This is a genomic window from Stutzerimonas stutzeri (assembly GCF_024448715.1).
Lineage (GTDB): Bacteria > Pseudomonadota > Gammaproteobacteria > Pseudomonadales > Pseudomonadaceae > Stutzerimonas > Stutzerimonas stutzeri_AR.
Genome location: NZ_JAMOHZ010000008.1, coordinates 175,448 through 200,805 on the forward strand (window position 1 = coordinate 175,448; position 25,358 = coordinate 200,805).

At 55.8% G+C, this 25,358-nt stretch carries 15 protein-coding genes and 3 pseudogenes; 8 read left to right on the plus strand and 10 right to left on the minus strand.

Features of this window, described 5'->3' with window-relative positions; all coding sequences use genetic code 11:
* Positions 1 to 22 precede the first annotated feature (22 nt).
* The 4 genes and pseudogenes from NAV33_RS17655 to NAV33_RS17670 form a co-directional block, all read right to left on the minus strand.
* Entirely contained in the window at positions 23 to 1,372 is a 1,350-nt protein-coding gene (locus NAV33_RS17655; RefSeq protein ID WP_255982466.1) for a cache domain-containing protein, read from the minus strand.
* A gap of 109 nt (positions 1,373 to 1,481) precedes the next feature.
* Positions 1,482 to 2,735, minus strand: a complete 1,254-nt coding sequence (gene glyA, locus NAV33_RS17660) for a serine hydroxymethyltransferase (RefSeq protein ID WP_255982468.1) — start codon at positions 2,733 to 2,735, stop codon at positions 1,482 to 1,484.
* Between the two features lie 163 nt (positions 2,736 to 2,898).
* A pseudogene (locus tag NAV33_RS17665) lies at positions 2,899 to 5,433 on the minus strand (sensor domain-containing protein); the annotation flags it as partial.
* A 999-nt stretch (positions 5,434 to 6,432) separates the two neighbouring features.
* Entirely contained in the window at positions 6,433 to 6,708 is a 276-nt protein-coding gene (locus tag NAV33_RS17670; protein ID WP_255982470.1) for a helix-turn-helix domain-containing protein, read from the minus strand.
* 85 nt (positions 6,709 to 6,793) lie between these two features.
* On the opposite strand from NAV33_RS17670, the gene NAV33_RS17675 reads away from it, so the two are divergent.
* On the plus strand, positions 6,794 to 7,213 hold the full coding sequence (locus NAV33_RS17675) for a hypothetical protein (RefSeq protein ID WP_255982472.1): 420 nt from the start codon (positions 6,794 to 6,796) through the stop codon (positions 7,211 to 7,213).
* Between the two features lie 76 nt (positions 7,214 to 7,289).
* A complete protein-coding gene (locus tag NAV33_RS17680) occupies positions 7,290 to 7,526 on the plus strand; it encodes a BPSL0761 family protein (protein ID WP_255982474.1) in 237 nt (78 codons plus the stop codon).
* Positions 7,527 to 7,666: 140 nt separating this feature from the next.
* On the opposite strand, the pseudogene NAV33_RS17690 reads toward NAV33_RS17680, so the two are convergent.
* A pseudogene (locus NAV33_RS17690) lies at positions 7,667 to 8,458 on the minus strand (SOS response-associated peptidase family protein).
* A gap of 158 nt (positions 8,459 to 8,616) precedes the next feature.
* Between NAV33_RS17690 and imuA the strand changes: the two are divergent.
* The 3 genes from imuA to NAV33_RS17705 are packed head-to-tail and all read left to right on the plus strand — an operon-like array spanning position 8,617 to position 13,716.
* Positions 8,617 to 9,234: a translesion DNA synthesis-associated protein ImuA gene (imuA, locus tag NAV33_RS17695; protein ID WP_255982478.1), complete on the plus strand. Its 618-nt coding sequence runs from the start codon at positions 8,617 to 8,619 to the stop codon at positions 9,232 to 9,234.
* 7 nt (positions 9,235 to 9,241) lie between these two features.
* Positions 9,242 to 10,651 (plus strand): Y-family DNA polymerase, encoded by a 1,410-nt coding sequence (locus tag NAV33_RS17700; RefSeq protein ID WP_255982480.1) that lies wholly within the window; start codon positions 9,242 to 9,244, stop codon positions 10,649 to 10,651.
* On the plus strand, positions 10,648 to 13,716 hold the full coding sequence (locus NAV33_RS17705) for an error-prone DNA polymerase (RefSeq protein WP_255982482.1): 3,069 nt from the start codon (positions 10,648 to 10,650) through the stop codon (positions 13,714 to 13,716). Before NAV33_RS17700 ends, NAV33_RS17705 begins: the two co-directional genes overlap by 4 nt.
* Positions 13,717 to 14,302: 586 nt before the next feature.
* Here the strand turns inward: NAV33_RS17705 and NAV33_RS17710 are convergent.
* On the minus strand, positions 14,303 to 17,620 hold the full coding sequence (locus tag NAV33_RS17710; RefSeq protein WP_255982484.1) for an SMEK domain-containing protein: 3,318 nt from the start codon (positions 17,618 to 17,620) through the stop codon (positions 14,303 to 14,305).
* Between the two features lie 974 nt (positions 17,621 to 18,594).
* On the opposite strand from NAV33_RS17710, the gene NAV33_RS17715 reads away from it, so the two are divergent.
* Together NAV33_RS17715 and NAV33_RS17720 are read left to right on the plus strand one after the other, a co-directional pair.
* On the plus strand, positions 18,595 to 20,313 hold the full coding sequence (locus tag NAV33_RS17715; RefSeq protein WP_255982486.1) for a hypothetical protein: 1,719 nt from the start codon (positions 18,595 to 18,597) through the stop codon (positions 20,311 to 20,313).
* Complete coding sequence (locus tag NAV33_RS17720) at positions 20,306 to 21,361, plus strand: hypothetical protein (RefSeq protein ID WP_255982488.1); 1,056 nt, start codon at positions 20,306 to 20,308, stop codon at positions 21,359 to 21,361. The genes NAV33_RS17715 and NAV33_RS17720 overlap by 8 nt, the downstream gene beginning before the upstream one ends.
* 148 nt (positions 21,362 to 21,509) lie before the next feature.
* On the opposite strand, the gene NAV33_RS17725 is transcribed toward NAV33_RS17720, so the two are convergent.
* From NAV33_RS17725 to NAV33_RS17740, 4 genes are all read right to left on the minus strand, one after another.
* A complete protein-coding gene (locus tag NAV33_RS17725; protein WP_255982489.1) occupies positions 21,510 to 22,112 on the minus strand; it encodes a hypothetical protein in 603 nt (200 codons plus the stop codon).
* Complete coding sequence (locus NAV33_RS17730; protein WP_255982491.1) at positions 22,109 to 22,822, minus strand: hypothetical protein; 714 nt, start codon at positions 22,820 to 22,822, stop codon at positions 22,109 to 22,111. The genes NAV33_RS17725 and NAV33_RS17730 overlap by 4 nt, the downstream gene beginning before the upstream one ends.
* A gap of 107 nt (positions 22,823 to 22,929) precedes the next feature.
* Entirely contained in the window at positions 22,930 to 24,096 is a 1,167-nt protein-coding gene (locus tag NAV33_RS17735) for a hypothetical protein (protein WP_255982493.1), read from the minus strand.
* 204 nt (positions 24,097 to 24,300) lie between these two features.
* Positions 24,301 to 25,029 carry a hypothetical protein gene (locus NAV33_RS17740; protein ID WP_255982495.1) on the minus strand — a complete coding sequence of 243 codons (729 nt, stop codon included), beginning with the start codon at positions 25,027 to 25,029 and terminating at the stop codon, positions 24,301 to 24,303.
* A 73-nt stretch (positions 25,030 to 25,102) separates the two neighbouring features.
* Here NAV33_RS17740 and NAV33_RS17745 point away from each other — a divergent pair.
* Positions 25,103 to 25,258 (plus strand): annotated as a pseudogene (locus NAV33_RS17745) (DUF1302 family protein); the annotation flags it as partial.
* Positions 25,259 to 25,358: the final 100 nt, after the last annotated feature.

A 25,358-nucleotide genomic window follows, 5' to 3' on the forward strand; every position in this document is an offset into this window, starting at 1 on the left:
TATTCGTTTATCTCAGCCGGCATCAGCCGACCTGCGCTGGCAGGGTCACGTCCAGCTCCGTACGTCCGGGCGCCGAGGCCAGGCTGAAACGTCCTCCAAAATGCTCGACCCGTTCGCGGATATTGCGTAGCCCGATGCCACCCTTGATGCTGTCGAGCTGACGCGGATTGAAACCCACGCCGTCATCGCGGACGTTCAATCGTACCGACGCGTCGTTGCCATCCAGCGTGATATACACCGAGCGTGCCGCAGCGTGCCGCTCGATATTGGTCAAGGCTTCCTGAAGAACGCGAAATAAAGCGACAGCGACAGCGTCGTCTGGAATCTCGTCGCCGAGGCCGTCGCTGTATACCATTTTTAGCCCGCTGCGCTGTTCGAACTCGGCCACAAGCTGACCGATCGCCGCCGGCAGGCCAAGCGTATCCAGCAATGACGGATGCAAATCGTGAGAGATTCGCCGCACTTCGCCGATGGCTCCCGCCAGGCGCTCGGTTCCGCGATCCAGCGTCTCCAGTGCCTTCGGATTACCACTGGCCAGCTCATGGCTGGCCAGCTCGAACTGGAACTTGATCGAGACCAGCAGTTGACTGATGCCATCGTGCAACTCGCGAGACACCCGCGAGCGCTCCTCTTCCTGCAGGCTGACGATGCGCTGGGTAAGCACCTGCAACTTGCGATCCGCCAGCCGACGCTCACTGACATTCAGCGTCAGGCCGCTGGCGAAAACGAGCAGCACCGCCACCAGCGCCACCCCGGCGATCGCCAGCATGGTGGTGTGAATGCCGCCGGAAACCTCCTCACGTACTTTCAGGATTGCCTGATCGACATCCTCAAGGTAAATGCCGGTGCCGAGCATCCAGCCCCAGCGGTCGAGCATCACCACGTAAGCGAGTTTCGCCGCGAACTGCCCAGTGGAGGGTTTCTGCCAGGCATAGCGCTGAAAGCCCTTGCCGGTTTCGGCGCTGTGCATCAGCGCCTGAATTACCCGCAGGCCGTTCGGGTCGGTCATGTTCCACAGGTTCTGCCCTACCAGTTCGCTCTGGCGTGGATGCATGAGGTTGCGTCCGCTGCGGTCGTAGACGAAGAAATAGCCGTCGCTGCCAAAGCTGAATCGGCCCAATGCCGCGAGCACCTTCTGTTTGGTCTCGGCGTCGTTCAATCCGCTGTCGTAGAGCGGCGCGATGATGCTGGTGGCCATCTCGACGTAGTTTTTCAACTCGGCCTGCTTGCTCGCCAGAATGCTGGTCTCGATCAGTTTGGCCTGTTGTTCGCCGAGGCGCTGGTTCTGGAGGAAAACCAGCGCGCAGACCACCGCCACGGCCAGCAACAAAGGCAGGATGCTGAGCGCGGCGATCTTGTGTTTGAGCTGCATCGAGCTTCTCCGGATGATGCGAATCTTGCTGAGCGCTGCTGGATATCACCTTCGGTAAAACGAAAAAGCCCGGCAAAATAGCCGGGCTTCTCTGTACTGCGATGACGCCTTAGTTACCGTAGACCGGGAACTTGGCGCAGACGGCCTCGACCTTGCCGCGCACGGCGTCGATCACCGACTCGTCACCCATCTTGTCGAGGATGTCGCAGATCCAGCCAGCCAGATCGCGGCACTCAGACTCGCCGAAACCACGGGTGGTAACGGCCGGGGTCCCGATGCGCAGGCCGGAGGTGACGAACGGGGAACGCGGATCGTTCGGCACGCTGTTCTTGTTCACGGTGATGTGCGCGTTGCCCAGCGCCGCGTCGGCGTCCTTACCGGTGATGTCCTGCTTGATCAGGCTGAGCAGGAACAGATGGTTCTGGGTGCCGCCGGACACTACGTCGAAGCCGCGCTGGATGAACACTTCGGCCATGGCCTGAGCGTTCTTCACCACCTGCTGCTGGTAGGACTTGAACTCAGGCTGCAGCGCTTCCTTGAAGCACACTGCCTTGGCGGCAATGACATGCTCCAGCGGGCCGCCCTGGGCGCCCGGGAAAACAGCGGAGTTCAGCTTCTTCTCGATATCGGCGTTGGCGCGGGCCAGGATCAGGCCACCGCGCGGACCGCGCAGGGTCTTGTGAGTGGTGGTGGTGACCACGTCCGCAAACGGTACCGGGTTCGGATAGACGCCCGCGGCGACCAGACCGGCCACGTGAGCCATGTCGACAAACAGGTAGGCACCGACCTTGTCGGCGATTTCGCGGAAGCGCGGGAAATCCAGCTTCTGCGAATACGCGGAGAAGCCGGCAACGATCATCTTCGGCTTGTGCTCGACGGTCAGACGCTCGACTTCGTCGTAGTCGATCAGGCCTTGATCGTTGATGCCGTACTGCACGGCGTTGTACAGCTTGCCGGATGAGGAAACGCTGGCGCCGTGGGTCAGGTGCCCGCCGTGGGCCAGGCTCATGCCGAGGATGGTGTCGCCGGCGCTCAGCAGGGCGAGATAGACGGCACTATTAGCTTGCGAACCAGCGTGCGGCTGAACGTTGGCGTAATCAGCGCCGAACAGCTCCTTGGCACGATCGATCGCCAGTTGCTCCACCACGTCCACGTACTCGCAGCCGCCGTAGTAGCGCTTGCCCGGATAGCCTTCGGCGTACTTGTTGGTCAGTACCGAACCCTGGGCTTCCATCACCGCCGGGCTGGTGTAGTTCTCCGAGGCGATCAGCTCGATGTGGTCTTCCTGACGCTTGGCTTCCTGCTGCATGGCAGCGAAGAGATCGGCGTCGTAACGGGCGAGGGTCAAATCACGGCTGAACATGGCAGTCCCCTGAGAATCAGCTGGCGGTATAAAAGAGAGGCGCGGATTCTACCTCATCCGCCGGGGCGCGGGTATGAGGCGTCGTCATCTGCAACATGAAGGCAGCTGTAAGCTGCAAGCGAATCGGTGCGGCGCTTTGCTGCCAGGCAATGCGACCCCTGGTTTATGCCTTGCAGCTTAAAGCTGTCTGTTGCAGTTCATCTGCCGGTGCCGGCCGGCTCAGATAGAAACCCTGCACCTCGTCGCAACCGTGCTCACGCAGGAAGTCCAGCTGCGCCTGGGTTTCCACGCCTTCGGCGATCACCGACATGTTCAGGCTGTGCGCCATGGCAATGATTGCCCGAGCAATCTGCGCGTCCTGCTCGCCTTGGGGCAGTCCGTCGACGAAGCTGCGGTCTATTTTCAGCACATCGATGGGGAACGCCTTGAGGTAGTTCAGCGAAGAATAGCCGGTGCCGAAATCATCGATGGCGATCGAAGGACCCAGGCGTTTGAGCGATTCGAGGATGCGCATCGCCTCGCCGACATCCTGCATCAGGATGCTCTCGGTCAGCTCCAGCTCCAGACAGGACGGCGAGATGCCGCTGGCTTGCAGGGTTGCGGCAATGCGCTGGCCCAGCCGGCCGTCGGCGAATTGCCGTGCGGAAAGATTCACAGAAACCTTCGGCACCGTCACGCCTTGCTGATGCCAGGCCGCAATTTGCCGGCAGGCTTCGCCGAGTACCCAGTCGCCAACATCCACCACAAGGCCCAGCTCCTCCAGTGCCGGAATGAAATCGCACGGCGGTACCAACCCGCGGACTGGATGCTGCCAGCGCAACAGCGCCTCGACGCCGGTCAGCGTCCGGCCGTCGGCAAGGAACTGCGGCTGATAATGCAACACGAACTGGCGCTGTTCGAGCGCATGGCGCAGGTCGCTTTCCAACTCCAGACGCTCCAGCGCGCTGGCATTCATTTCCGCCTGATAGAACTGGAAGTTGTTCTTGCCGCGTTCCTTGGCGTGATACATCGCCGTGTCGGCATTTTTCATCAGTTGGCTGATGTCGTCGCCATCCTGCGGGCTTAGCGCGATGCCGATACTGGCGGTGACGAAGAATTCGCGACCGGACAGCACGAAGGGCTCGGTAAGGCTGGCGAGGATGCGTTCGGCAACGTGGATCGTGTGGGTCAGGGCCTCGTCGCGATTGCCGCCGGGGTGCAAGAGAAAGGTGAACTCATCGCCACCCATGCGCGCCACGGTGTCGTCTTCGTCAACGCAAGAGGCCAGGCGCACGGCAACTTCCTTGAGCATGCGGTCGCCAGCCGCGTGACCGAGCGAGTCGTTGATCGGTTTGAAGCGGTCCAGATCGAGAAACATCAGCACCACCCAGCCACCTCGTCGCGCGGCGAGCTGCAGGCTGCTGTGGAGTCGATCTTGGAACAGCGTGCGGTTGGGCAACTGGGTCAGACCATCGTAGTAGGCCAGGCGATGGATGCGTTTTTCACTGGCCTTGCGTTCGCTCATGTCGCTGAAAAAGCAGACATAGCTGACCAGATCGTTTTCGGCGTCGCGTACCGCGGTAATGCCGATCCAGCAAGGATAGGTCTCGCCATCCTTGCGCTTGAGCCAGAACTCGCCCTCCCAAGTACCGCTCTGGATAATCTGGTCGCGTACATAACCCATCTGAATGGCCTGCTGACGGTCGGCGGTGAGCACTGTCGGCAGTTGGCCCAGCACCTCGTCGGTGCCGTAGCCAGTGATGCGCGTGAACGCGGCGTTGACCTGCACGATCCCGCCCGCCGGGTCGGTGACCACAATGGCAGCCGTGGAATGGTCGAAAACCGTGGCGGCACGGCGCAGCTCCTTTTCCGCCTGGCGTTGCTGGCTGATATCCCGGCCGATACACAAGGCTCCGTCGAAACGATTGTTTTCATTCCAGATCAGCATGATCCGCAACTCGATCGCCACCGCCCGGCCATCCGCGGCGAGACAGTCGAAATACAGCGTCTGGTTCTGCAGGCTCTGCCCGAGCTCGGCGAGCGCCACCGGGTTGGCCGAGGCCTTGCGCACCTGGCGCATCAAGTCATAGAAGCGGGCCGCCTGGCGCGGCTTGATCACCACCTGATCGAGACCGTGCTCCGCCACCCATTCGGGGCTGTAACCGAGCACGGCCTGCACCGATGGGCTGATGTAATTGATGCGCACGGTGCTGTCGGTGGTAAAAATCACATCCTGCAGGCTGTCAGCGAGCATGCGATAGCGGCGCTCACTGTCGCGCAACGAATGGCTGCGTTCGATGTGCGTGGTGACGTCGCGGGCCACGCCGATGAGGCGCAGAACCCGCCCCTGATCATCGCGCGACAGTATCTGTTCACAGATATTGAACCAGCGCCAGCTACCGTCGCGGTGCCGCCAGCGCAGCACGGATTCCTGCCCTGCTCCGTCGGCTATCGAGCCGCGTAGCGCCAGCAGTCGCCAGATATATTCCTGATCGTCAGGGTGGCTGATGCGCCGCCAGAACTCGTTCGAGTCCGGGCCGCGCTCTTCTTCGCTGTAACCCAGCCGAATAGCCAGATTGCTGTTACTGAACAATAATTTGCCCGTCGACAAATCCTGAACATAAAGCGTATCGGGTATAGCTCGTAGCACTTCGGACCAGAAACGCTCGCGCTCGGCCAGAGCTGTCTGCGCCGATTGTTCAACGGTGATATCGCGCATGACCCAGACGAAGCCGGATGGCTGCGTTTCGCCATCCAGGCGCAGCGCTCGGCGGGTCATGGAAAACACGCGAGCTTCACCGTCCTGCATAAGGCGCACGGAATCGAGGCACAAATCGACACCGGAGTTGGATGCGTCGAAGGCCAGCGGATCGAGGCTCGGCAACAATTCCTGCAGCCGGTAGCGCGAGGCGTCGCGGTTGCTCAAGCCGAACATCGCCTCCGCGCGGTAATTGAGAAACTGCAGCCGGCCGGAGAAATCGCTGATGAGGATCCGCTCCTCGATAGCGCCCAGTGCAGTGGCCGAATAGCGCAGCGTTTGCCAATAGACCGCCATGCGCCGTGGCACGGGAACCCGGGCGCAAACCCGAGCAACGAACCGAGCCAAAGAAGCGAGCCTTTCAAGGCGGGACGCCAACGACTGTGGAGGATCGATTTCGGCCAAGCGGATCGGACCTTATCTAAAGACGAGTAGCCAAAAACTGGCACTTGAATAACCCAAGAATGCCTCGCTAAACGGCAAAGTGCCAGCATCGAAAATCCATTGCCCGTGGTTTGCCCTGCCTAGAGCATTCCGGTAGCTTTGCCGAACTGTTTGACCCGTCGGCCGCGGCGGGATTCATCTCCTTTCCTTTTCTTCGTCACGGGCATTCGTCTCCATGGCTCAATATATCTATCTACCCTATTAACTTTTAGTCACGTTTTGCGATCTGCAGTCGAGCCTTCATGGTCACTGGGTTTCCGGCCTATCCAGTATGTTTTTCCTCTTCAATTCTGTGCCAGGGCAGAGCTTTTAGTTAGCTTTTGCTGATTTTGGGCCAAATTTGGGCTCCAAAACCTAACTTTTTCGAAGTGTTCCTGTGATCAAGAATGGGCTCAGACCTGAAGACTTCGTCAAATTGCTGGCCTGCAAACTGCCGAAATGGATGCGAACGGCATTGGAAGCGAAATAGCGAAATCGCTACCTGGACTTACCCCCGCTCCGATAGAGATCCCCGGCCTATGCTTGCTGGCGAAGCTCTCGTATAACTCTGGACAAAGTTTCTCTGGCGGTGAGCTTATCTTTTTCAATGTATGTAGCAACGAGCAGAGTCAGTGGGTGTATGCCCAGTGTGCTTGCTATGTCATCGACCTTATCTAAGGTCGGACTTTTCAGGCCACGCTCCAGCGTGCTCAGGTAAGTCCTGCTGCTGATCATAGAAAAGCTTTCTTGCGATAGCTTGCGAGAGATTCTCAGTTGCCTGAGAGCTTTTCCAAATGCTTCCTTCAGTTCCATTTTGCGTACCTGGCAAAATGAATGATGGAGCCTTTTTGTGCCCTATAGGGCTACAATCTATAGTGTTCATTTTGAAGGGGCGATCATGTTTATTACACACCTGTCAGCTGAAGTACCGTTTGGCAATCTTTTCGGTCGAGAGAACGCCCGGTACTGGCGTGCTATCGAGTACCCGTCCCTCAGTCCCTGGATTTTCGTTGAAATCGCGAAGGGAAACTGGGGTAGCCGAACGTTCTTCTTGCCATCTGTGCCAGATTTCGAACAGTTTCTTTCTGAGTTGGACGGTGAGTTCAATGTCCGAAACGCGCATCTCGTCAGCCCTGGTTACATGAATAACTCAACGCAGTGGGCCATGCAGCGCTTAGCGAAGGTCTGTGAGGTTACCGCCAAGGACGGTGAAATGGCTTATCAATACACATTTGATAACGGGGGGATTTACTTTGATCCCACGTTCGCTGCCCAGCCGTTGGACACCACGGAGAGGACAATTTTTTCAGCGTTTTAGGCAGATCGTAGACATCAGTCGTATGGGGCGCCTTGTGTGCTGCCCTATCAGGTGCATCTCAATATGGAGGGCGGCAATGACGATGCCCCACGAACGTACCCGCGCCGTGCTGCAGACCAGAGAATTTCTAGTCGAGCTGTCCAAGAATAGGGCCTTACCTGAAGAGGTATGGAAAGGCGCGAAGCATCTCCTACGGCACTATCCAAGCACCTCTGACATGGAGATAGCTGGGGCAATTGAGGAAAATTCTGACCATTTTTCAGCTTCGTTCGGCCCTATTTTAGCATCACCCGAATTCGAACCAGAGAAGTGAAGATCTGTAGACTGCGGATGTGCTGCTGAACAACATGGGAGAGCAATGTCATGGTTGAGCAGAACGAAAGTTGGCGGACGGAGTGCCAAGACGCAGGAGATGGCTCCGGGGACATGATCATTGAGCTTCCGCCTGTGCTTCTAGCTGCCCTTGGTTGGACGTTGGGCGACGAGCTGATCGTTGAGCGGAATGAGGACGGTATCTCTCTGAAACTGAAAGAGACGCTCCGCTAGGTTCCGGTGGTACCCCACTGGAGACGGCGCTATCAAGTGCTCGCCCTCGTTACGCACATTACCCACCTCCTGTCCGACCGCGTGCCACCTGAATGCCTCCTCCGGCAAAGCACTGTTTTGCAACAGTAGATCAGCTTGCTCCAACGCTACGTCTGATAGCCAGGCCTTCGCATCATCGGCGCTGAATACGACTGGCCGTCGATCATGTACATCCAGCATGCCGCCTTGCGAATCGGCGGTGATGATCCTGAATCCATCACCAGCTCCTGGCTCATCGCCAAGCGCCGTAAACTTACTCACTGCCGGTATAAACAATGGCTCATCGTCATGCCGGCGGATGTAGTAAGGACGCTTGATTTTCTCTCCCTCCACTACGCACCACTAGTACCAGCCATCTGCGCAAAGGAGCGCTCGATGCGGCCAGATTTGCTGGAAATACTTGCTGCTTGCCACCTTCTCACGTGTCGCGCTGATGTCGCTCTTTACCGGCTTCGTAGCCCACGAAGGTTGCCACCCCCATTTCTCCTGTACCCAGATCAGTCCATCGCCTGAAGCGCGAATCAGGTCGACGCGTGAATGCGGGGCTACGTTGTAGTGACTGATCGTCTGTTCGGGAGCGCGCCCAATGAGTGGCACCTGAATGCCAAGAGATGCCAGGTACTTCTGCGCTGCGCGTGCTTGAGTCAGTCTTCCACACATCTGAGCCTCCCATTTCCGTAGCGCGATGGCGGTTATGAGTGATGCCACTTTCGCGATGAGCTGTTGTGATCAGTACCGTCCGACGACCTGTCTTGACCGGCTCCCTGTATCAAGCGAATACTGTATATAAATACAGTTATCTTGGTCAGCAGTTCATCATGCCGTCTGTCGTTACTCTCGAAGGCCTGCTCGATACGCGCCGCGTGTGGCGCGGGCCTGCAGCCGTTTCAGTATCTGACTCGTGTTACTCAACGGGGCTCCCTGAACTGGATGCCGCGCTGCCGGGCGGTGGCTGGCCCGGTTCGGCGCTCAGCGAGATTCTCGTCACTGAGGTTGGCACGGGAGAGCTACGGCTGCTGTGGCCAGCGCTCGCCCGCCTTACCCAGGCAGGCGAGCGTGTGGTGCTGATTGGCCCGGATCATCAGCCCTATCCACAGGCGTGGCTCGCTGCTGGCGTTGATTTGATGTACCTGAGCATCGTGAGGGCAAAGAGCCGAGACGTGCTTTGGGCAGCCGAGCAGTGCTTGCGATCAGGTAGCTGTGGTGCAGTGGTTTGCTGGCCACGAGACGTTGATGATCGATCACTACGGCGGCTACAGGTTGCGGCTGAAACGGGTCAGACCCTGGCCTTCACCTTTCGCCCAATACAGGCCTCGCTGAATGCTTCACCTGCAGCCGTTCGCCTGGCAGTAGATACGCATCCTGCACAGCTGCGGGTTCTCAAGTGCCGGGGTGGCATCGCTTCAGCGCGGCCCATCGCGGCTGGCTGGCAGTGAGGCGATCATGCTCTGGGCATGCATCCTGCTACCGCAGCTGGCCATGGACGGCGTATTACGCCATCGGCCTGATCCTGACCAACCGTTGGTGCTACTGAGCGGCCCGGCACAGCGCCGCGTGCTTCAGGCGATCAACCCGGCTGCCCGAGCGCTCGGCCTGCGTCCAGGGCAATCACTCACTACTGCCCAAGCTATGGCAGAGGGATTTTCAACCGCTGACTATGACGTGAGCGAGGTGGAGCGTTGGCAACAGTTTCTTGCAGCCTGGGCCTATGGATTCAGCGACCAGGTCAGCTTGCACTACCCACGATGCCTACTGATGGAAGTGCAATCGAGCTTCGGGCTATTTGGCCCTTGGTCACGATTTGAGGCACGCCTGCGCAGCGAGCTGGATGGGCTTGGCTTCCAGCACCGCATCACTCTGGCTCCCAACCCGGCTGCCGCCCGAATGTTGAGTAATTGTGGTGATGGTGTCGCCGTGACTGACGACAGATCGCTTCGCGAGGCACTGAACCCCATGCCTGTTGAGCGATTGGGACTGCCAGAGAAAGCCGCATCGTCCTTTGCAAGGATGGGCCTTCGGCATCTGCAGCATCTGATTGCGCTGCCTCGCGACAGCGTGGCCAAACGCTTCCCCGCAGAAGTTCTGCTTCACCTCGATACGCTGCTGGGGAGGCGCCCGCTGGCCATGAATTTCTATAGCCCGCCCGACATCTTTGACATCAAGATCGAGCTGAACTTCGAGGTCGAGTCGCACCAAGCCCTGCTGTTCCCGCTGCGCCGGGCAGCGTCCGATCTTGCTGCCTACCTGGCTGGCCGCGACAGCGGTGTACAGCGTTTTGCTCTGCATCTGGAGCACCGATCACTGCCAGATACCGTGGTGCAGATCGGTCTGCTAAGTGCTGAGCGCGAGGCTGCAATGTTGTTCGAGCTGAGTCGCGGCAGGCTGGAACATCAGGTACTGCCTGCGCCTGTCCTGGCATTCCGGTTGGTCGCACGAGAGCTGCCGGCGTTCGCGCCCCAACATCAGCAGCTGTTCGATCAACGTCCCCAGCAAACGCAGCCCTGGGAGCAGCTACGCGAGCGTTTGAGAGCCCGACTGGGGGACAGTGCAGTCAGTGGTCTTGGTGACCGACCAGACCATCGTCCGGAGCGCTCTTGGTCGCTTGAAGCGGTCGGATCATCTACCGCCGTCTGCGGCCCGCGCCCTGGTTGGCTGGTAGAGGAACCCTATCCGTTGCATGACACTTCCCTGCGCATTATCAGCGGGCCTGAACGTGTGGAATCAGGCTGGTGGGACGAAGGCGATGTGCGCCGCGATTACTACGTGGTGGAAACGCGAGCTGGCCAGCGTGCCTGGGCGTTTCGTCAAGTCGGTGCGTCCGGGCCGTTGATGCTGCATGGCTGGTTTTCATGAGCGGTTATGCCGAGCTGCACTGCCTTTCCAACTTCAGCTTTCAGCGAGGGGCCTCCAGCGCCAAGGAGCTTTTCGAACGGGCCAAAGTGCTTGGTTACGAAGCGCTGGCCATTACGGATGAATGTTCCCTGGCGGGAATCGTTCGTGCGTGGCAAGCCTCGAAGGACAGCGGCGTTCGGCTGATAACAGGCTCCGAGGTGACGCTCACTGATGGGCCAAAGCTTGTCCTGCTGGCCGAGAATCTTGGTGGTTACCAGCAGATATGTGGACTGATCACTACCGGGCGTCGCCGATCTGCGAAAGGCACCTACCAGCTCAGCCGGAGCGATATGGAGTCGCTGTCGGAAGGCGTCCTCACCATCTGGCTTCCAGGGCAAGAGATTGTTCATCAACACGGCCAGTGGCTGGCCTCGCGTTTTCCCAACAGGTGCTGGGTCGGCGTCGAACTGCACCATGGCGCCGATGACGCGCAGCGGCTATCTGCACTCACTGCGCTCGGACGACGCCTGCAGCTCCCCTTGGTCGCCGCCGGTGATGTGCATATGCATGTGCGGGGGCGACGTGCCCTGCAAGACACCATCACGGCCATTCGGCACCACTGCTCTGTGGCTGATGCCGGCTACCGACTCTTCCCCAACGGCGAGCGTCATCTGCGACCAATCTCCGTCTTGGAAAGCTTGTACCCACCAGCACTGTTGGCCGAGTCGGCACGGGTCGCGGCCCGCTGCACCTTCGACCTTAGTCAGCTCAAATATGAGTATCCGCATGAAGTCGTGCCTGATGGAAAAACACCTGCAGCCTGGTTACGGGAACTGACCTATGAAGGCACTCAATGGCGCTGGCCGGATGGTATGTCAGAGAAGGCTCGTACCCAGGTGGAAGCCGAGCTGAATCTCATAGAAGAGCTTCAGTACGAGAGCTACTTCCTGACCGTGCATGACATCGTGCGCTTTGCTCGCAGCCAGGCGATTCTTTGCCAGGGCCGAGGGTCGGCTGCCAATTCCGCTGTGTGTTTTGCACTGGGTATCACCGAGCTTGATCCCACCCGGATGAGCATGCTGTTCGAGCGGTTCATCTCCAAGGAGCGTAACGAGCCACCAGATATCGACGTGGACTTCGAGCATGAGCGGCGCGAGGAAGTCATCCAGTACATTTTCAATCGGTATGGGCGTGAGCGTACCGCGCTAACCGCTGTTGCCAGTACCTACCACTTTGCAGGTGCGATTCGAGACGTGGCCAAGGCACTGGGTTGGCCACCAGATCAGGTCAGCGCACTTGCCAATTGTTGTGGCCGCTGGAGTGATCAAGTACCTCCTCCCGAACGCCTGATCGAGGCTGGATTCAATCCGGATAGCAAGCAACTGAAGATGGTGTTGGTGCTCACTGAACAACTGGTGGGGTTCCCCCGGCATTTGTCCCAGCACCCAGGGGGATTTGTCATCTCGGAGCATCCCTTGTCGACGCTCGTGCCTGTCGAAAATGCAGCCATGAAGGACAGGACAATCATTCAGTGGGACAAGGACGATATCGATGCGCTGGGGTTGATGAAGGTCGATGTGTTGGCCCTCGGGATGCTCAGCGCCATTCGGCGATGCCTGGACATGCTGCGCCGCTATCAACGGCGTGAGCTCACGCTGGCGACGATACCTGCCGAAGATGCCGCGACCTATCGAATGATCAGCAAGGCCGACACGCTTGGCGTGTTCCAGATTGAGTCGCGAGCACAGATGGCCATGCTGCCGCGCTTGAGGCCAAAAACCTTTTACGACCTGGTGATCGAGGTGGCAATCGTCCGTCCTGGGCCGATTGTCGGTGACATGGTGCATCCGTACCTACGGCGCCGAAATGGTGAGGAAGAAGTCACCTACCCGAGCGATGAACTGCGCGATGTTTTCGAGCGCACGCTGGGAGTGCCATTGTTCCAGGAACAGGTGATGCGCTTGGCCATCGTAGCGGCTGGCTACTCCCCTGGTGAGGCTGATCAACTGCGTCGGTCGATGGCTGCCTGGAAGCGCCATGGAGGGCTTGAGCCGCATCAGGTTCGGTTACGCCAGGGGATGCTGGAACGTGGCTATACCGAAGAATTTGCAGCGCGGATTTTTGAACAGATCAAAGGCTTCGGCAGCTACGGATTTCCCGAGTCTCACGCTGCCAGTTTTGCCCTGCTGACCTACGCCAGTTGCTGGCTCAAATGTCATGAACCGTCGGCTTACGCGACTGCGTTGATCAATAGTTGGCCTATGGGGTTCTATTCACCCGATCAGGTGTTGCAGGACGTTCGCCGACACGGTGCTGAGGTACGCCCTGTGGATGTGATGATGAGCGATTGGGACTGCACGCTTGAAGCACTGGATCGACGCATGCCCGCTATTCGCCTTGGCTTGAGGATGATCCGTGGGCTGGCTGAAGAGGTTGGCCGCAGGATTGAAGCCGTGCGCGAAATGAAGCCATTCACCGATGTCGTCGATCTATGCCAACGGGCGGGGCTCGATCAGAAAGCCAGGGAGTTGCTGGCCGATGCCGATGCGCTGAGAACGCTCGCTGGCAATCGTCACATCGCACGTTGGGAAATCGCAGCAGTACAGCAACCACTGCCTCTGTTTGGTAGCGATGAGCCGCAAGATACCGTGGCGATACCAGCACCAACCGTCGTTGAGAACATGCACGCAGACTATGCACGAACCGGCACGACGCTCGGCCCGCATCCACTATCATTACTGCGCAGCACCTTACGAGCGATGAGAGCCAAAAGCTCCTACGATCTGCTCGGTATGGGTGACTGCAAGCATGTCATGGTCATTGGCATCGTGACGGGCAGACAGCGCCCCTCGACGGCATCAGGTGTCACTTTCCTCACCCTGGAAGATGAGTTCGGCATGGTCAACGTCGTGGTGTGGCGCGACCTCGCCGAGCAGTACCGGGCTGCACTTATGAACGCGAAGCTCTTGCAGGTGAAAGGCAGTTTGGAGGATCAGGAAGGTGTGAGGCATCTGATTGCCGGCCACCTTATGGATCGCAGCGACCTGCTATCCGGGCTGGATGTGCGCAGTCGGAATTTCCACTGAGGGCAATGGCTGCACAGGTCTAGGATTGGGAGTTGGTGCACGTAGCGCGTGCCGCGATGAGTCCTCGACACGCATAAAAAAACCGCCCTCGAAAAGGGCGGCTCTTTCAGCGGCATCGGCTGAGTACCGATGCGGCAGGCTTCACTGCGTCAAATCTATTCCCTTGGGAGGTGGATGGTCAATCACGAGTGACCTAGCGACAGCCCCGGAAGAGATAGCCGGTTGCAGCTGGTAGTGATAGGCAGCTACCGGCCAATAGCAATCGATGGATTCCTCCTCACGTCGGTATCTTGAGAGCAATACTGAAGGGGAAGCAGTCATCCGCAAGAAGAAGTCCACACATGAAGCATATGCCCATCGAGGTCGACCTGGCCAAGAACATGTTCCAGATAAACGGCTTGGGTCGCCCAAAACGACCACTTGTGTCATTTCGGCTACTTCCTCCACTCCAACCGCAGCTATCACTGCGTTCTGTTAAGACGACACACCCAAAACGCAGATAACTCATACCTGCTGCATTTTTGAATGCAGTGGCAAAACCTCCTCAAGCTCTCGCCGGTGAGGAAAACAGGCACTTACTGTACCCTTATGAAGCGGTAGGCTCTGCTGGCAAAAAGCTTGACAAAGTCATTGTAGACTCACTTAAAACCGAGCCATCATCATATTCCACCCGCACTAAAATAATGCCTTCCCCTTTAATTTTTAATTTACATGAGTTTGAAATTCTTTGGCTCTGCGGCCTGCCTTTATGTAACCAATACTGTAGTGCAACGAAATCCAAGCAGTGCACAACTTGATCAAAACTTGGGTGCTTCCTCACAAGTTCTACCAGCCTGTCAAAGTACACTAAAAACTCTTCATTTTCTCTCCTAAGGAAAGCCTGAATCACGAGGTAGTTAGCATGATACAGAACAGCACAAAGACTTTCGAGATTGTTTGGAGACGGAAGGAGTCGTGTCAATATTGGAAGACATTCATCAGGGTTAAACAAGGCTCCCAGCCGCGCAGCTGCGAAAGCGCGTGAAAATTGCTCTATTACCGGAGCCACATCACTAAGATATGGATAGACATATAAAAGCCTGTTGAAATTTTCGACAAGCTTTCCTCGCTCTTTGGTAAAATTAATTTGCAATACGCGCTCAAGCAAGGCCATATACGCGATAGCCCCCTCATCCGAATAATTACTTTCGAAATCCACCTTAAGCTTAGTCGTCGACTGGAACAGCCGTTCTATTTCACCTTTTTGAAGAAAAGCAGTCTGTGCGTTAAACGTTGACTTCATCTTCATTGCCATCGCTATTTTTGCGTCCGAAATTTTCGGAATGGACCTCATCACCTCCAAATCAAGACTCAGAACTGTTTCTGGAGACTCCAATTTTGCATATGCGAACATTATATTAATCAGTGACCATGTCACTGACACACGAAGCGCTTGGTCATGACTACAATTTTTTAGAATTCTAACGACGTGCTCTTGTAAAACCGGAAGAACTCGTTTGGCAACGGGGGCTATCTTATCGCTTAATGCGAAATTGTCTCCATATAGCTCGGCCAAATGTTGCGCGATATTTTTGTACTGAGCGGCCAGCAGGTTCATGACCTCGAGGGACCCGTTGAAATTCTCCTGAAGTTGCTGCGCTGACGCCAATGCCGTGAGAATAAGCTCACTACAGTTCTTTTGTATACCTGCTATCGACAGAACGGTAAACGAATCGGCCCAATGCAGCTCGAAGTGATCCTGCGGATTACTTTTAATCAGCCCAACAAGTTCAACTGCTTTCTCTGTCAATTTTCGAGCATTCTCTATTATTTCCTCTTCGGTTCTTAAACTTTTATTCTGAGGGATATGTGCTTTCAGATGCCGATAAGCTACCGCTTGATTTTTAGGAAACTTTTCCATCAGCTGGGACAGCAGGGCAAATGCATGTTGGCTTTGTTTTGCACTCGATTTCTCGGCCCCTAATGTAATAGTTGCGTTGTAAAGCAAGCCCGCCAGCATGGAAATGCCACGCTCTGGCTGGGTGTGGGCCGCGCACACCCTCCCAACCAACATAGTGATGATCCTCAGGTAGCCGTCCACGCTGGTAGTAGTTTTCTTCAGAGCTTCAAGTGTCTCGATCAAACGATACGGTGATATGCTCCAGGCCGAACCAATAAGAGACTCAAGCAATGTGTCTGATAGCGGTGGCAACGGTGCGCTCGTCGAGAACGGTAGTCTAGGCAACCACAGCTCATCGATGAAAAACTCGCCTAGAAGGTCAGGCTGTAAAAGAGCCGTGGGTGGACAACTCTCCAAGGCAAGCTTGACGGTTGAATTCAACTGATCACCAGGAACCAAAAGCGTAAGCGTGTTCCACAATGCTTTTTGATAGTTAGCGAGATGCTCGAAAATTACAGTATGCTCTCTCAGGTCCTCGTATGTGGGTATGCGGACCTCCTGCGTATCGGGATCCTTTATCACGAAAATCCTTTCATCGTCACCTCTACTAACTATGATTCGATGGTCCGGTTGGAGGACAGGGAGCCCGCGAATAAGCGCTGCCAGCGCCAGCAGCTGAACCAGCCAGGTGAAACTCTGCTCGTCGATACAGGCAGATCTCCATCTAGAAAGCTCTTTTCTTAATATTGGTCGCATTAGGTCAGGTAACGCCGGGACGTAAGTCATGCTGGGTGCTCTACTGAACGCAGCTGCTACCAGCGCAATCACCAGAGGTCGTCCCTGACCAACCTTTTTTACCCGGTTCCAGAACTCAGATTGGGACTTAGGCAGTTCACTCAACACTTCCGGCGCGCCCTCTTTAATCCAAGCACGTAGAATCTCTTCACTTTGTAGTTTCAGGCTGCGTAACTTTAAGGGCTCCCCGTATTGATGGTTCCGAATGCGGTTTTTTAATACACTGCTAGTTTCTACGAGTTCGTTCCACCAGTCGGCTTTGCTGTTTGCCTCTCTTTCTAGCAGTAAAAGTCGGAGCTTAGTTGAAGTCTTGGTAGTAAGAGAACAGCATATCTTGAACAGCGAATTAAGTGATTTGGCATCGCGTGCGGCGTAATCAACTATTATCAATGTCGGACGCTTCACGGCTAGCAGTTGCTCCGCAGACTTAATCTCGTCAGCGTCAACGAACCCACAGTACCATTCGTCTTTGTATTCCAGTTCAAGCTCGTGGGCCAGTCGAGTTTTCCCCATGCCGGCCGGCCCGCAAATAACCCACCAGCGAAATGAGGCAGGATCCTTCATAAATTTAGTAAGCGCTTGCAATTCCGCCTCACGGCCGATCAAAGGAATTTTTCGCTCAGCAAAAAATAGCCATCGCGGGGTGAAAGCTTGAATCTGCTCCCGCGACTTCTCGGTCTGTAAAAGCCATTCGGGGTGTTGTGCCGGGTCATTCCCTAAGCGGTAGCTCTTTAACGTCTCTAGAGCCAGGGTCACCTTGTCGGGCGGTAATTTCGCTATCTCTTTCAAGAGGTCGGTATAGTCAAGAATGTCATCGACTGCATTAAAGCTCATACTCTTTCGCACGACACGATCAACAGACTTCTGCGAATACGTGCTTTGCTTTTTAGTCAGCACATAAATGACAAGGCGATCATATGAGTCGTTTAACTTGTGTCTCAGAAATTTTTCCAGGGTTCGCTTAACCTTCTCTAGGCCTGATGTGCCGGTCACCTGAATCGCGACCCGAGCCACATCGTCCGCCAAGTCGATGGCGGGAAAGTTTTCTCCATCCTCCGCATTAAGATTTCGCAGATCCTTCCAGTCCATGATGATTTTAAAGAGTGGAAGCATGATTTTTTCTGCAATTCGATGGGTGTCAAACAGACTCATTGCTGAGGATGCTTCGACATTCATCACCAATTCAATAAACTCTTTCTTTACCTCATTGAGCAATAACTGGTGATCCATATCTTCCTCCCAATCTGCCGACTTTCACAATCATTGATAATCCTTTAGCTGTGCTCGTGGGCTTGAAGCGAAGGCTCGTTACCCTGCCGGTAGCCGCAGAGTTCATGCATAAAAAAACCGAAGAGCTTTGCATTTCATCAAACCGTTAAAAACAGAACGGCAATAAGCCGCTATATCTAGTTAAAGGGTACCCCGCAAAGCTTCGTTGCACACAGCGCAAGGGATTGCTCCAGTGTCTCATGCCTATTCCGCAGCCTACCCTATCCAGAGTTCCAGCGGGTGGCCGATTGTGGGGTAGTCTCGTTGCGCCTCTGTGGTGAATGTTCAGGCAACTACGCAGCATCTCGGGATGCGAAAGTCGCTAATACGTACAGGTGTGGACACGAGTTCAATCTGTCACTCGTTCGAAATCTATGACGGGAGCTTCGAGTTGGTATTGACCTAAGAAGGGTCCAATTGCCTGAAGCAAAAGGAGCGCTCCGTTATCCAGATCAACTGGGGGGGGGAGTTCCCCCTTTAGGTGGCTGAGTTTTTCACTATTCGGCAGGTTGCATTGCCAGTAGAGAACTTAAACACCACCTTAGTTCGCCCGCGGGTATGACTAATAGCAGTGTCCATGCTTACGGCACACTTTACATATTTGGATCGACTTCTACTCAACAGAAACTTCGCAATCTCGTTCGCCGAATGCGGCGCGGACGAGTAAGCACAAACGGATGTATCCTACAAGCCGGAATAAACTAGGAGTATATTCGCGTCAAATGTCTGCTATCCGGCGTAGATCGCGAATGACAGCTTTTGCCGCCGTTTGCTGTCATTGACGACAGGCTGCTATCGGCCAGAAGCGGACATTGAGTAGCACCCCGGACGGGTCTGCCTAATGAGGTGCCAGACTAAGCGTTTGATACTGAGTAGTTTCGGAGCCAGGAACCGCCCGTTGGCGCTGAGCCACTGAGTACGAAATTGGAGGCCGTATGCTTCAGATTGCCACCGGAAAGCTCTTCAGCCGCCCTGTAGGGTGGGAGAACCTGTTGCGCGGCATGCTCTACACCAACGCCAATATAGAGCCTGAGCTTGTAGTAGAAACGGCGGCGGGAAAGCTGATCCCATCCTCAAGAAGCTCGATTCAGCCGACTGTACTCGTCTACGAGATGCAGGAGCGAATGGAAGCTGAGGAGAAGGCTCCGGGAGTACTCGTGTCCTGCACCGCTGAGCCCTACCTCAGCGATTTTGCGGTTGTGACGTCATTTGCGCTGAATTGCGTATGTTCACCAGACATCGATCTGGCTCGGCGCCTGACTAGCGGGAAAAAGGGCTTAGCAACCCATGCATCTCCGCATCAGTTTGTTAGTCGCTTCTTCGAGCCAGAGCTTTGGTGTAATCCTGAGGAAGTGGCTTTCCTCCAGGCGTTTGTTGGCCAGCTAATCGGATTGCCGCGTCAGACGTATCTCGGTGTGATGAGAGCGATCCGGACGTACATAAACGGTATGCACCGGATCGCGGATGACCTGGAGTTGGCGTACACGCTGCTGGTGGCGTCAGTGGAGTCGCTAGCGCAGGATTTTGATGGTCATGAAAGCGATTGGGCGTCCTATGACGAGCGAAAGCGGCAAGCAGTTGACGAGGCGTTGACAGGTGCGGATGAAACGGTGGCACAAAGGGTTCGGGATGCACTGCTAACAGAGGAGCATACGGCCTTGGCGCGCCGTTTCCGCGAGTTCGTTATTGCTCATACGCCGCCCGAATATTTTCGCGATGCATCGTTGGTCCCGGGCGAGGCGCTCGCCAGCACCGACATTACTGAGTCCTTGGTCATGGCCTATCAGGCCCGCTCCAAATACGTACATCAGCTAATGCGACTCCCTGCCGTAGTCGTGCTTGGACATGGCTATGGTGAAACAGTGCTTCACGAGCGCAAGGCTTACTTAACCCTCCAAGGGTTATCCCGCTTGATGCGCAACGTGATCATTGAATTCGTGGCTAGCCAGCCATCACTAGATCGAGAGCCATACCCTCGCTACTACTTGGAGCGGACCAACATCATCCAGCTGCGCATGGCCCCGCAGTACTGGGTGGGAAATGTGGAAGGAGACCTCCTGAGTGCTGGGCGAAGCAAGCTTGAGGGGTTTCTAGAGCAATTGGTTCCTTGCCAGTTGGGTGAGGATGGATCTGTGCTTACAGACCTGCGCCCGATCCTCAGTGCGGTAGCTGATGTTGTATTGGGCGCTAAGAGAGATCCGCGCTTACCGTACCTGGCGCTCTATACACTCTTTAACATGGTGGTCCCTGTAGAGCAGAGAGCGCCTATACCTGAGGGGATAGAAAAGCTGATCCAACAAGACCTATCGCAGCCCTCACCGGAGGCACTCCTCGTACACACCGTCGCAGGGAAGGTTCCCGGCTGGACATTGGAAGTGCACGATCAAACCATTGAGAGCTATTTCAAGCGACGTAGTCGTCCTAGTGGGCTGCGGTTCCCTCGATTCTACGAAGCAGCTGTCACTCTGGATTTAGCGGAGCGGTACCGGCTAGAGGGCGATATTTTAAACTGCCGTCGGTTAGTAGCGCTCGCGGTAGAGAGCCATCCCGGACATCAGCGACTGGTGGAGTTGGAGGCTAGCATCGACCTGGATATCCCAATCCGTGGGGCTGATGTTCTGTTACCTCGCTCGGAACCTGGAACTGATGACTGATCAAAGCCACAACGAGTTTATGGCTCGTTATTTCGCGGATATGAAAGAGGAGTCCCGCAAGCAGCTTGCCGCAGCAGCAAATCTGATTGCTCGGTTCACTGTTATGGCTGAATTGAAAGGGGTGGTTCTCAACGCGGACTCGTTCGAGTACGTCCAAACCACCGGAATTGTCGCCAAGGCGAAAGGCATTGCTAGGAAGCTTCTAGGGCCGATAACTGCAGAGCGTGATGGGCTGCTGCCGTTCAACGATATTGCGGCACGGCTATCCCCAAGCCACTTTGGTGGTGGGTGTTTTGCTGGTTCTGACTTTATTTTGATGGCCCACCCCTGTTACCGGCGCAGCATGAGCCTAGTGAACAATTGGGCCCCGCGGTTTATAGAGCTGTTCTGGAGCTTCGACGGTCCCGGGATAGAAAAATACATAGCCCTCGACGAAGACCGGGTTCGGATCGATGTTGACGGTGGGCGCTACTTCGAAGCCGACACATGGTTCGGCGCACCTTTCGACGATGACATCCGGAATATAAAACCCGGTATCGTCAAGCTGCGACCTCCTCTCGACCTCGATTCGATAGATCTCTCGATGTTCTTCGCTGATGCCTATTGCCTAGACATCAAGTGGAGCGAGTCGGATGGAATCAAGTCGTTCCAAGCCCTGGAGATGAAGACGGAGAGCGTCAGGGTCGAGGTCGAAGGGCAGCATTACTTCCCTGCTCGGTACCTGCATGCCGAGTACGACCTCAAGGCCGACTGCTTCAGGCACTTCGATGGCGCGATCCAGCTCTTTACGGAAGATGAGTATTTTCAGAGGCGGGATTCTGACTTCAACATGGTCATGAAGAATTCAGCGCACATCAAGGCAAGGTCGACCAAGGTCTTCAAGATCAATGGCCCGCTGAGAACAAAAGACTGGGTTGAGTTCTGCAGTCAATTTCTTGCGAAAAACCCGCTTGCCTTCGAGTACTTCACTGGTGAGTACCCGAAGCGCCTCACCGAGATCATCGAAAACACCAGGGCGCGTTTGTCGTTACCTGCTGGCGGATCCTAACCATTACGGATGGGCGCAAAAAAGCCCGCCTTGAAGGGGCGGGCTTTCAGGTGTCTCCAAGGGGAGGCTAGTTGCCAACGAAATCTCGGAGCAAGCAGCCTGAGGGTACACGACGTGCCTCCCTGAGACTAGTGATCGGGTATGGTGATCATCGCACACTATACGGAACGGCGTAGGAGCTAGACCGATCCGCCGGCTCGTAGGTCTCTCCGTCTGATCTGAAACAGGGTTTTTCGCGTTTCAAGATCCCCACTGTGCAAGTGCTCCACTCTAGGTTGACACCTCTGCGCTCAAGCTTGGCTGCCTTGGTTTCCATCTCGGCAATCTGTGCGCGCCGAAACGCGAGCTCTGCTTGGCTCGGTAGTAGGGGGCCAACCAGAAGCCATGCTGTTGCACCGATGGCTACCAGAGAAACGACAAGTACCGCGAAGGTCTTCAGGCCAAGCATCCGGGCCACGCTTTTGTACTGCCTGGCAGCCTGGTCGGCTGCCTTGTTCGCCTGAACGAATTTCTCAGACAACAAAGCTGCGGCCTTGGTGGCGGTTTCATCAGCAATGAGTGAAAGGTCTTTTCTCGCAGAGGTGATTTGACCAACGACTTCAGCCTGCAGTTTTCTCAGGGCAGCGACTGCTTTGTCGGCCTCATCCTGGGTGTTTAGTCCAGCAGAGAGCAACGAGGTGAGTACCTCGGCTTGAGCCCGGATTTTCTCGTCGTAAGTTTCGTACTCACTCGCAGTAATGGGGGCTCTCATCCCAGGCCTCGATCGAATGACTTATGTTTGGCGAGCTCTTTTGCCTTTGCTTTTTCAAGCGCTAGCCGGTGATTTTGCTCGGCCCGTTCGAACCGCTCCTTTGCCCATGCTCGGAGCGTCATGTTGAGCTCCAGCATGTCCTCCAAAGGTGCGAATTTCAGTACACCCCCAGGTTCAGCCAAGAGCAGCAAGCCACCAGACCCCGAAGCCTCAGAGCCGTTTACGGTCTTGACTGTCAGGAGGTAGTCGCGGATCTGCTTGGCGGTGAAGTTGGAACGCTGAAAGGCTATGGCCTCAGCTGTTGATTGAACGAGGTCTTGGAGTCGACCGACCCTCGCTCTATCCCTTGGGAATGCATCCAAGTAGGGAACGGTGAGGAGTCCAAGCGAATCTTCGGTGGACTTGGTCTCAACATACCAATGCACCTCACGGGAAATATCGGTGAGCTGTTTCTTTTCGATGGCCGCCTTAAGCCCTGCGTGCTTACCCCGTTCCTTGCGCAGATCCGCTCCTTCTGCCTTGAACTCCAGGAGGCGGGCCACACCACCGAAATTCAACAATACGTCGGCTAACAACTGATCGGCAGGGGTTTGCTGGAGCAAATTGATCGATCCTAGCGCAGCGCGCTTTGAGCCTTGCTGGAAGTCACGGATGGCATAGCCAAGGGCAAACAAGAAATTCCCGATGGTGATGTTTTCGTAAAGCTTCATTCAGTGCGCTAAATCCTTAGGGCGTAATGAATAAGGGCGACAAGCAGCCACCCGCGCTTAAAGCTCATCAGCTTTTATCACTGGCCAGATGCACCGCGGCCGCCGCGCTATTCGTCTGCCGGCCAGCAGGTGGGAAGCCCGAGCACCTCAGCGAGCGAAAAGCCGTCGTACCTTTGCAACCGATCCCCGCTAACGATCGCGTGAGGCATCGCTTTCAATGCTTCAGGGAGTGGATGCGTTGCCCATGGATTGAGATAGATCGTGTGGCGTCGTGAGGAGAGCGAGTATACGGTCAGGTCGTTGAAAATCCATGCGCCGCTAACACGCCTGGCTCGAGGGCCTGACGGGCCAATCCATGCTCCATTTGAAGCACGAGTAATTCTGGCTTCCTTCTCCGGATCTCTAGTATCCAGAACGTACTGCTCCTGCCCGTATAGCGCGTCCATTTCGTCAATTTTATCGAGATGGAACGAGCCGAAATTCACTGCTACCAAGAGAGGCTTATCGAGGTCGCCATACTTTGCGCCCTTGTGCTTGATGGCATCCCGAATGGATGACCACTGATCAATGAGCCCTGCGCCACCATCAAGCATGCCGATCAATGAACGGGGCTTACCGCGGGCCTCTGGCTTAAGTGGATAGGCACGGAGGCGCACTTGCCATCCTTCATGTGCCCATTCGTGTGTGGGGGTTGATTCCAAGCCTCGGCTTTCAGCTTCAGCTCGAATCCTATCGGGGTCGAGTGAGTTCAGCCATTTCAATGTGGCGGCGAGCAGTTTATTACCGCTCGGTTGAGTATCGGGTGTGCCGTCGTACTCAACGAGGACCATGAAGTTAGGGTGGCTAGCCTTACCTAGGGCATCGAGCGTTGAACCAATCATTGCTTCTGCTGCAGGAGCAGACTCGTCCCTAATCGAAGCCAAAACAGCCTCGAGATAGAACTCTTCACCAGTGGGTGTTGTGACATGAAAATCAGGGCGTGCCTTTGACCCACTCGGCAGCTCGGGGTGGGGGGACAAGGCGTAACCCAGTCGAACCAAGAACGCGTAGAGGGCGAGTTCGAACACTGCAGACTTGAAGTGCGTGTCGTCGCCGCATTTGAGCCGAGCGACTAGCTCGTCTCGCTCTTCCTGTGGGTATTCCCCCACAAGGCCTTCCAGGTAGTGGCGGACTCGCTCCATCTCTGGCCGAGCAGATCGATCCAGGAAGGCAAAATTACTCTCGCGGTTCGCTTTGGGGCTTGCGTCGGCACGCTGAAAGTCAGTGAAGATCATGTTCGAGCAGTCTGCATGGACCTATTCAGCTAAGCAGGTGCGCCTGCGTAGCCAGCTGAGAGGATGGTTGCTGCAGTATGTGCGGCAGGTTGTGCAGAGGGGCCCGGCAATAGGAGCCCCAGAGACCACGAACGCCTGCTTAGGCTTAAGTTTTGCCTTGAAAGCTGCGCTGGTATAGAAGCCAGCGCCAGGCGCTACCTCAAGTCATTTTTCTCCGGCGCGAAGCCTACCTTTTCGCCAAAGTCGGAAGCTCGTGCTTCCTGGAGTGTTTTCCCTCGCATGCTTGAAAGCAACGCCGGTGGTCTCACCTTGTAATAGGTGAAAAGCCAGGAAGGTCTGCGCAAACTGAGAGGCGATGGCTCCATGTACGCTGTGAAAAGGGGCGATAAATTCACTGCACAATGCCATTTTTGATAATACGCCCCCCACAGCTTGGAATCCGGTTTGGCAGCATAGCGAAATAAATACCTTCTTCAGAGCGCCGCGCTTGTGTAAGGCCCGCTGAAGCTGCTCTGGATTGGCCCATCCATCATTCGAGAAACAGAAGCCCTTAGCGCTACCATGTCCCACGAAGATCACATGGGAATAGAGAGCGTGTTCCTTACCCCAGATGGACGTGAGCTCTCTGAGCGACCTGATTTTGTATGCTTTTACCTGGTCGTCAGGAACGAGCAACCGACAGTATTGCAATACTGATTTTGCCAAGGGGTCTAGTAGAGCGTCCTCGGTCGACAAATCACCGAGCGTCAAAATTAGGATGCCTATGTTTCTGTGACATAGGCTGGAGCCTATCCACTCTGATACCGTGCCATCTCGTAGCTGGATTTTGACTTTGGCGGGTTCTGCGTCGACTACCTGCGTCCGCCAGACGACCGATGACAGGTCTTCCATCCCTTCGAAGCGAGATGCTGGGACATAAACAGACTCACCCACTACCAACTTCCTTGCCACACAGATCCCCGTCATACTTTTTGTTGAGGCCGTATCTTAACTCGCTTCGCATTCGGTCCCCACAACGCAAGGTGGCCGAGGCTTTTCCACCGCGGGGGACGATGGCCGGTTGAACGTCAAGAAGAACGAAACCTTCTCGATAATCTTCAAGGGCATTCATGACCTCGAGCCCCGGTACGGTGACACCTGCGTCTTTTTGCGGGGTAATTGCTGATATGACTTCGAGCTGAAAGACGAGCCCCGGCTTCAATACGACATTGAAGCTGGCAACTGCGTAGGCGCTATGCCTAGATCCACATCCGCCGATAGCG

What these genes read in the sequence shown, in the direction of transcription:
- NAV33_RS17655 (WP_255982466.1), bottom strand. Translation starts at nt 1,372, where the DNA reads ATGCAGCTCAAACACAAGATCGCCGCGCTCAGCATCCTGCCTTTGTTG.
- glyA (WP_255982468.1), bottom strand. Translation starts at nt 2,735, where the DNA reads ATGTTCAGCCGTGATTTGACCCTCGCCCGTTACGACGCCGATCTCTTC.
- NAV33_RS17670 (WP_255982470.1), bottom strand. Translation starts at nt 6,708, where the DNA reads ATGGAACTGAAGGAAGCATTTGGAAAAGCTCTCAGGCAACTGAGAATC.
- NAV33_RS17675 (WP_255982472.1), top strand. Translation starts at nt 6,794, where the DNA reads ATGTTTATTACACACCTGTCAGCTGAAGTACCGTTTGGCAATCTTTTC.
- NAV33_RS17680 (WP_255982474.1), top strand. Translation starts at nt 7,290, where the DNA reads ATGACGATGCCCCACGAACGTACCCGCGCCGTGCTGCAGACCAGAGAA.
- imuA (WP_255982478.1), top strand. Translation starts at nt 8,617, where the DNA reads ATGCCGTCTGTCGTTACTCTCGAAGGCCTGCTCGATACGCGCCGCGTG.
- NAV33_RS17700 (WP_255982480.1), top strand. Translation starts at nt 9,242, where the DNA reads ATGCTCTGGGCATGCATCCTGCTACCGCAGCTGGCCATGGACGGCGTA.
- NAV33_RS17705 (WP_255982482.1), top strand. Translation starts at nt 10,648, where the DNA reads ATGAGCGGTTATGCCGAGCTGCACTGCCTTTCCAACTTCAGCTTTCAG.
- NAV33_RS17710 (WP_255982484.1), bottom strand. Translation starts at nt 17,620, where the DNA reads ATGGATCACCAGTTATTGCTCAATGAGGTAAAGAAAGAGTTTATTGAA.
- NAV33_RS17715 (WP_255982486.1), top strand. Translation starts at nt 18,595, where the DNA reads ATGCTTCAGATTGCCACCGGAAAGCTCTTCAGCCGCCCTGTAGGGTGG.
- NAV33_RS17720 (WP_255982488.1), top strand. Translation starts at nt 20,306, where the DNA reads ATGACTGATCAAAGCCACAACGAGTTTATGGCTCGTTATTTCGCGGAT.
- NAV33_RS17725 (WP_255982489.1), bottom strand. Translation starts at nt 22,112, where the DNA reads ATGAGAGCCCCCATTACTGCGAGTGAGTACGAAACTTACGACGAGAAA.
- NAV33_RS17730 (WP_255982491.1), bottom strand. Translation starts at nt 22,822, where the DNA reads ATGAAGCTTTACGAAAACATCACCATCGGGAATTTCTTGTTTGCCCTT.
- NAV33_RS17735 (WP_255982493.1), bottom strand. Translation starts at nt 24,096, where the DNA reads ATGATCTTCACTGACTTTCAGCGTGCCGACGCAAGCCCCAAAGCGAAC.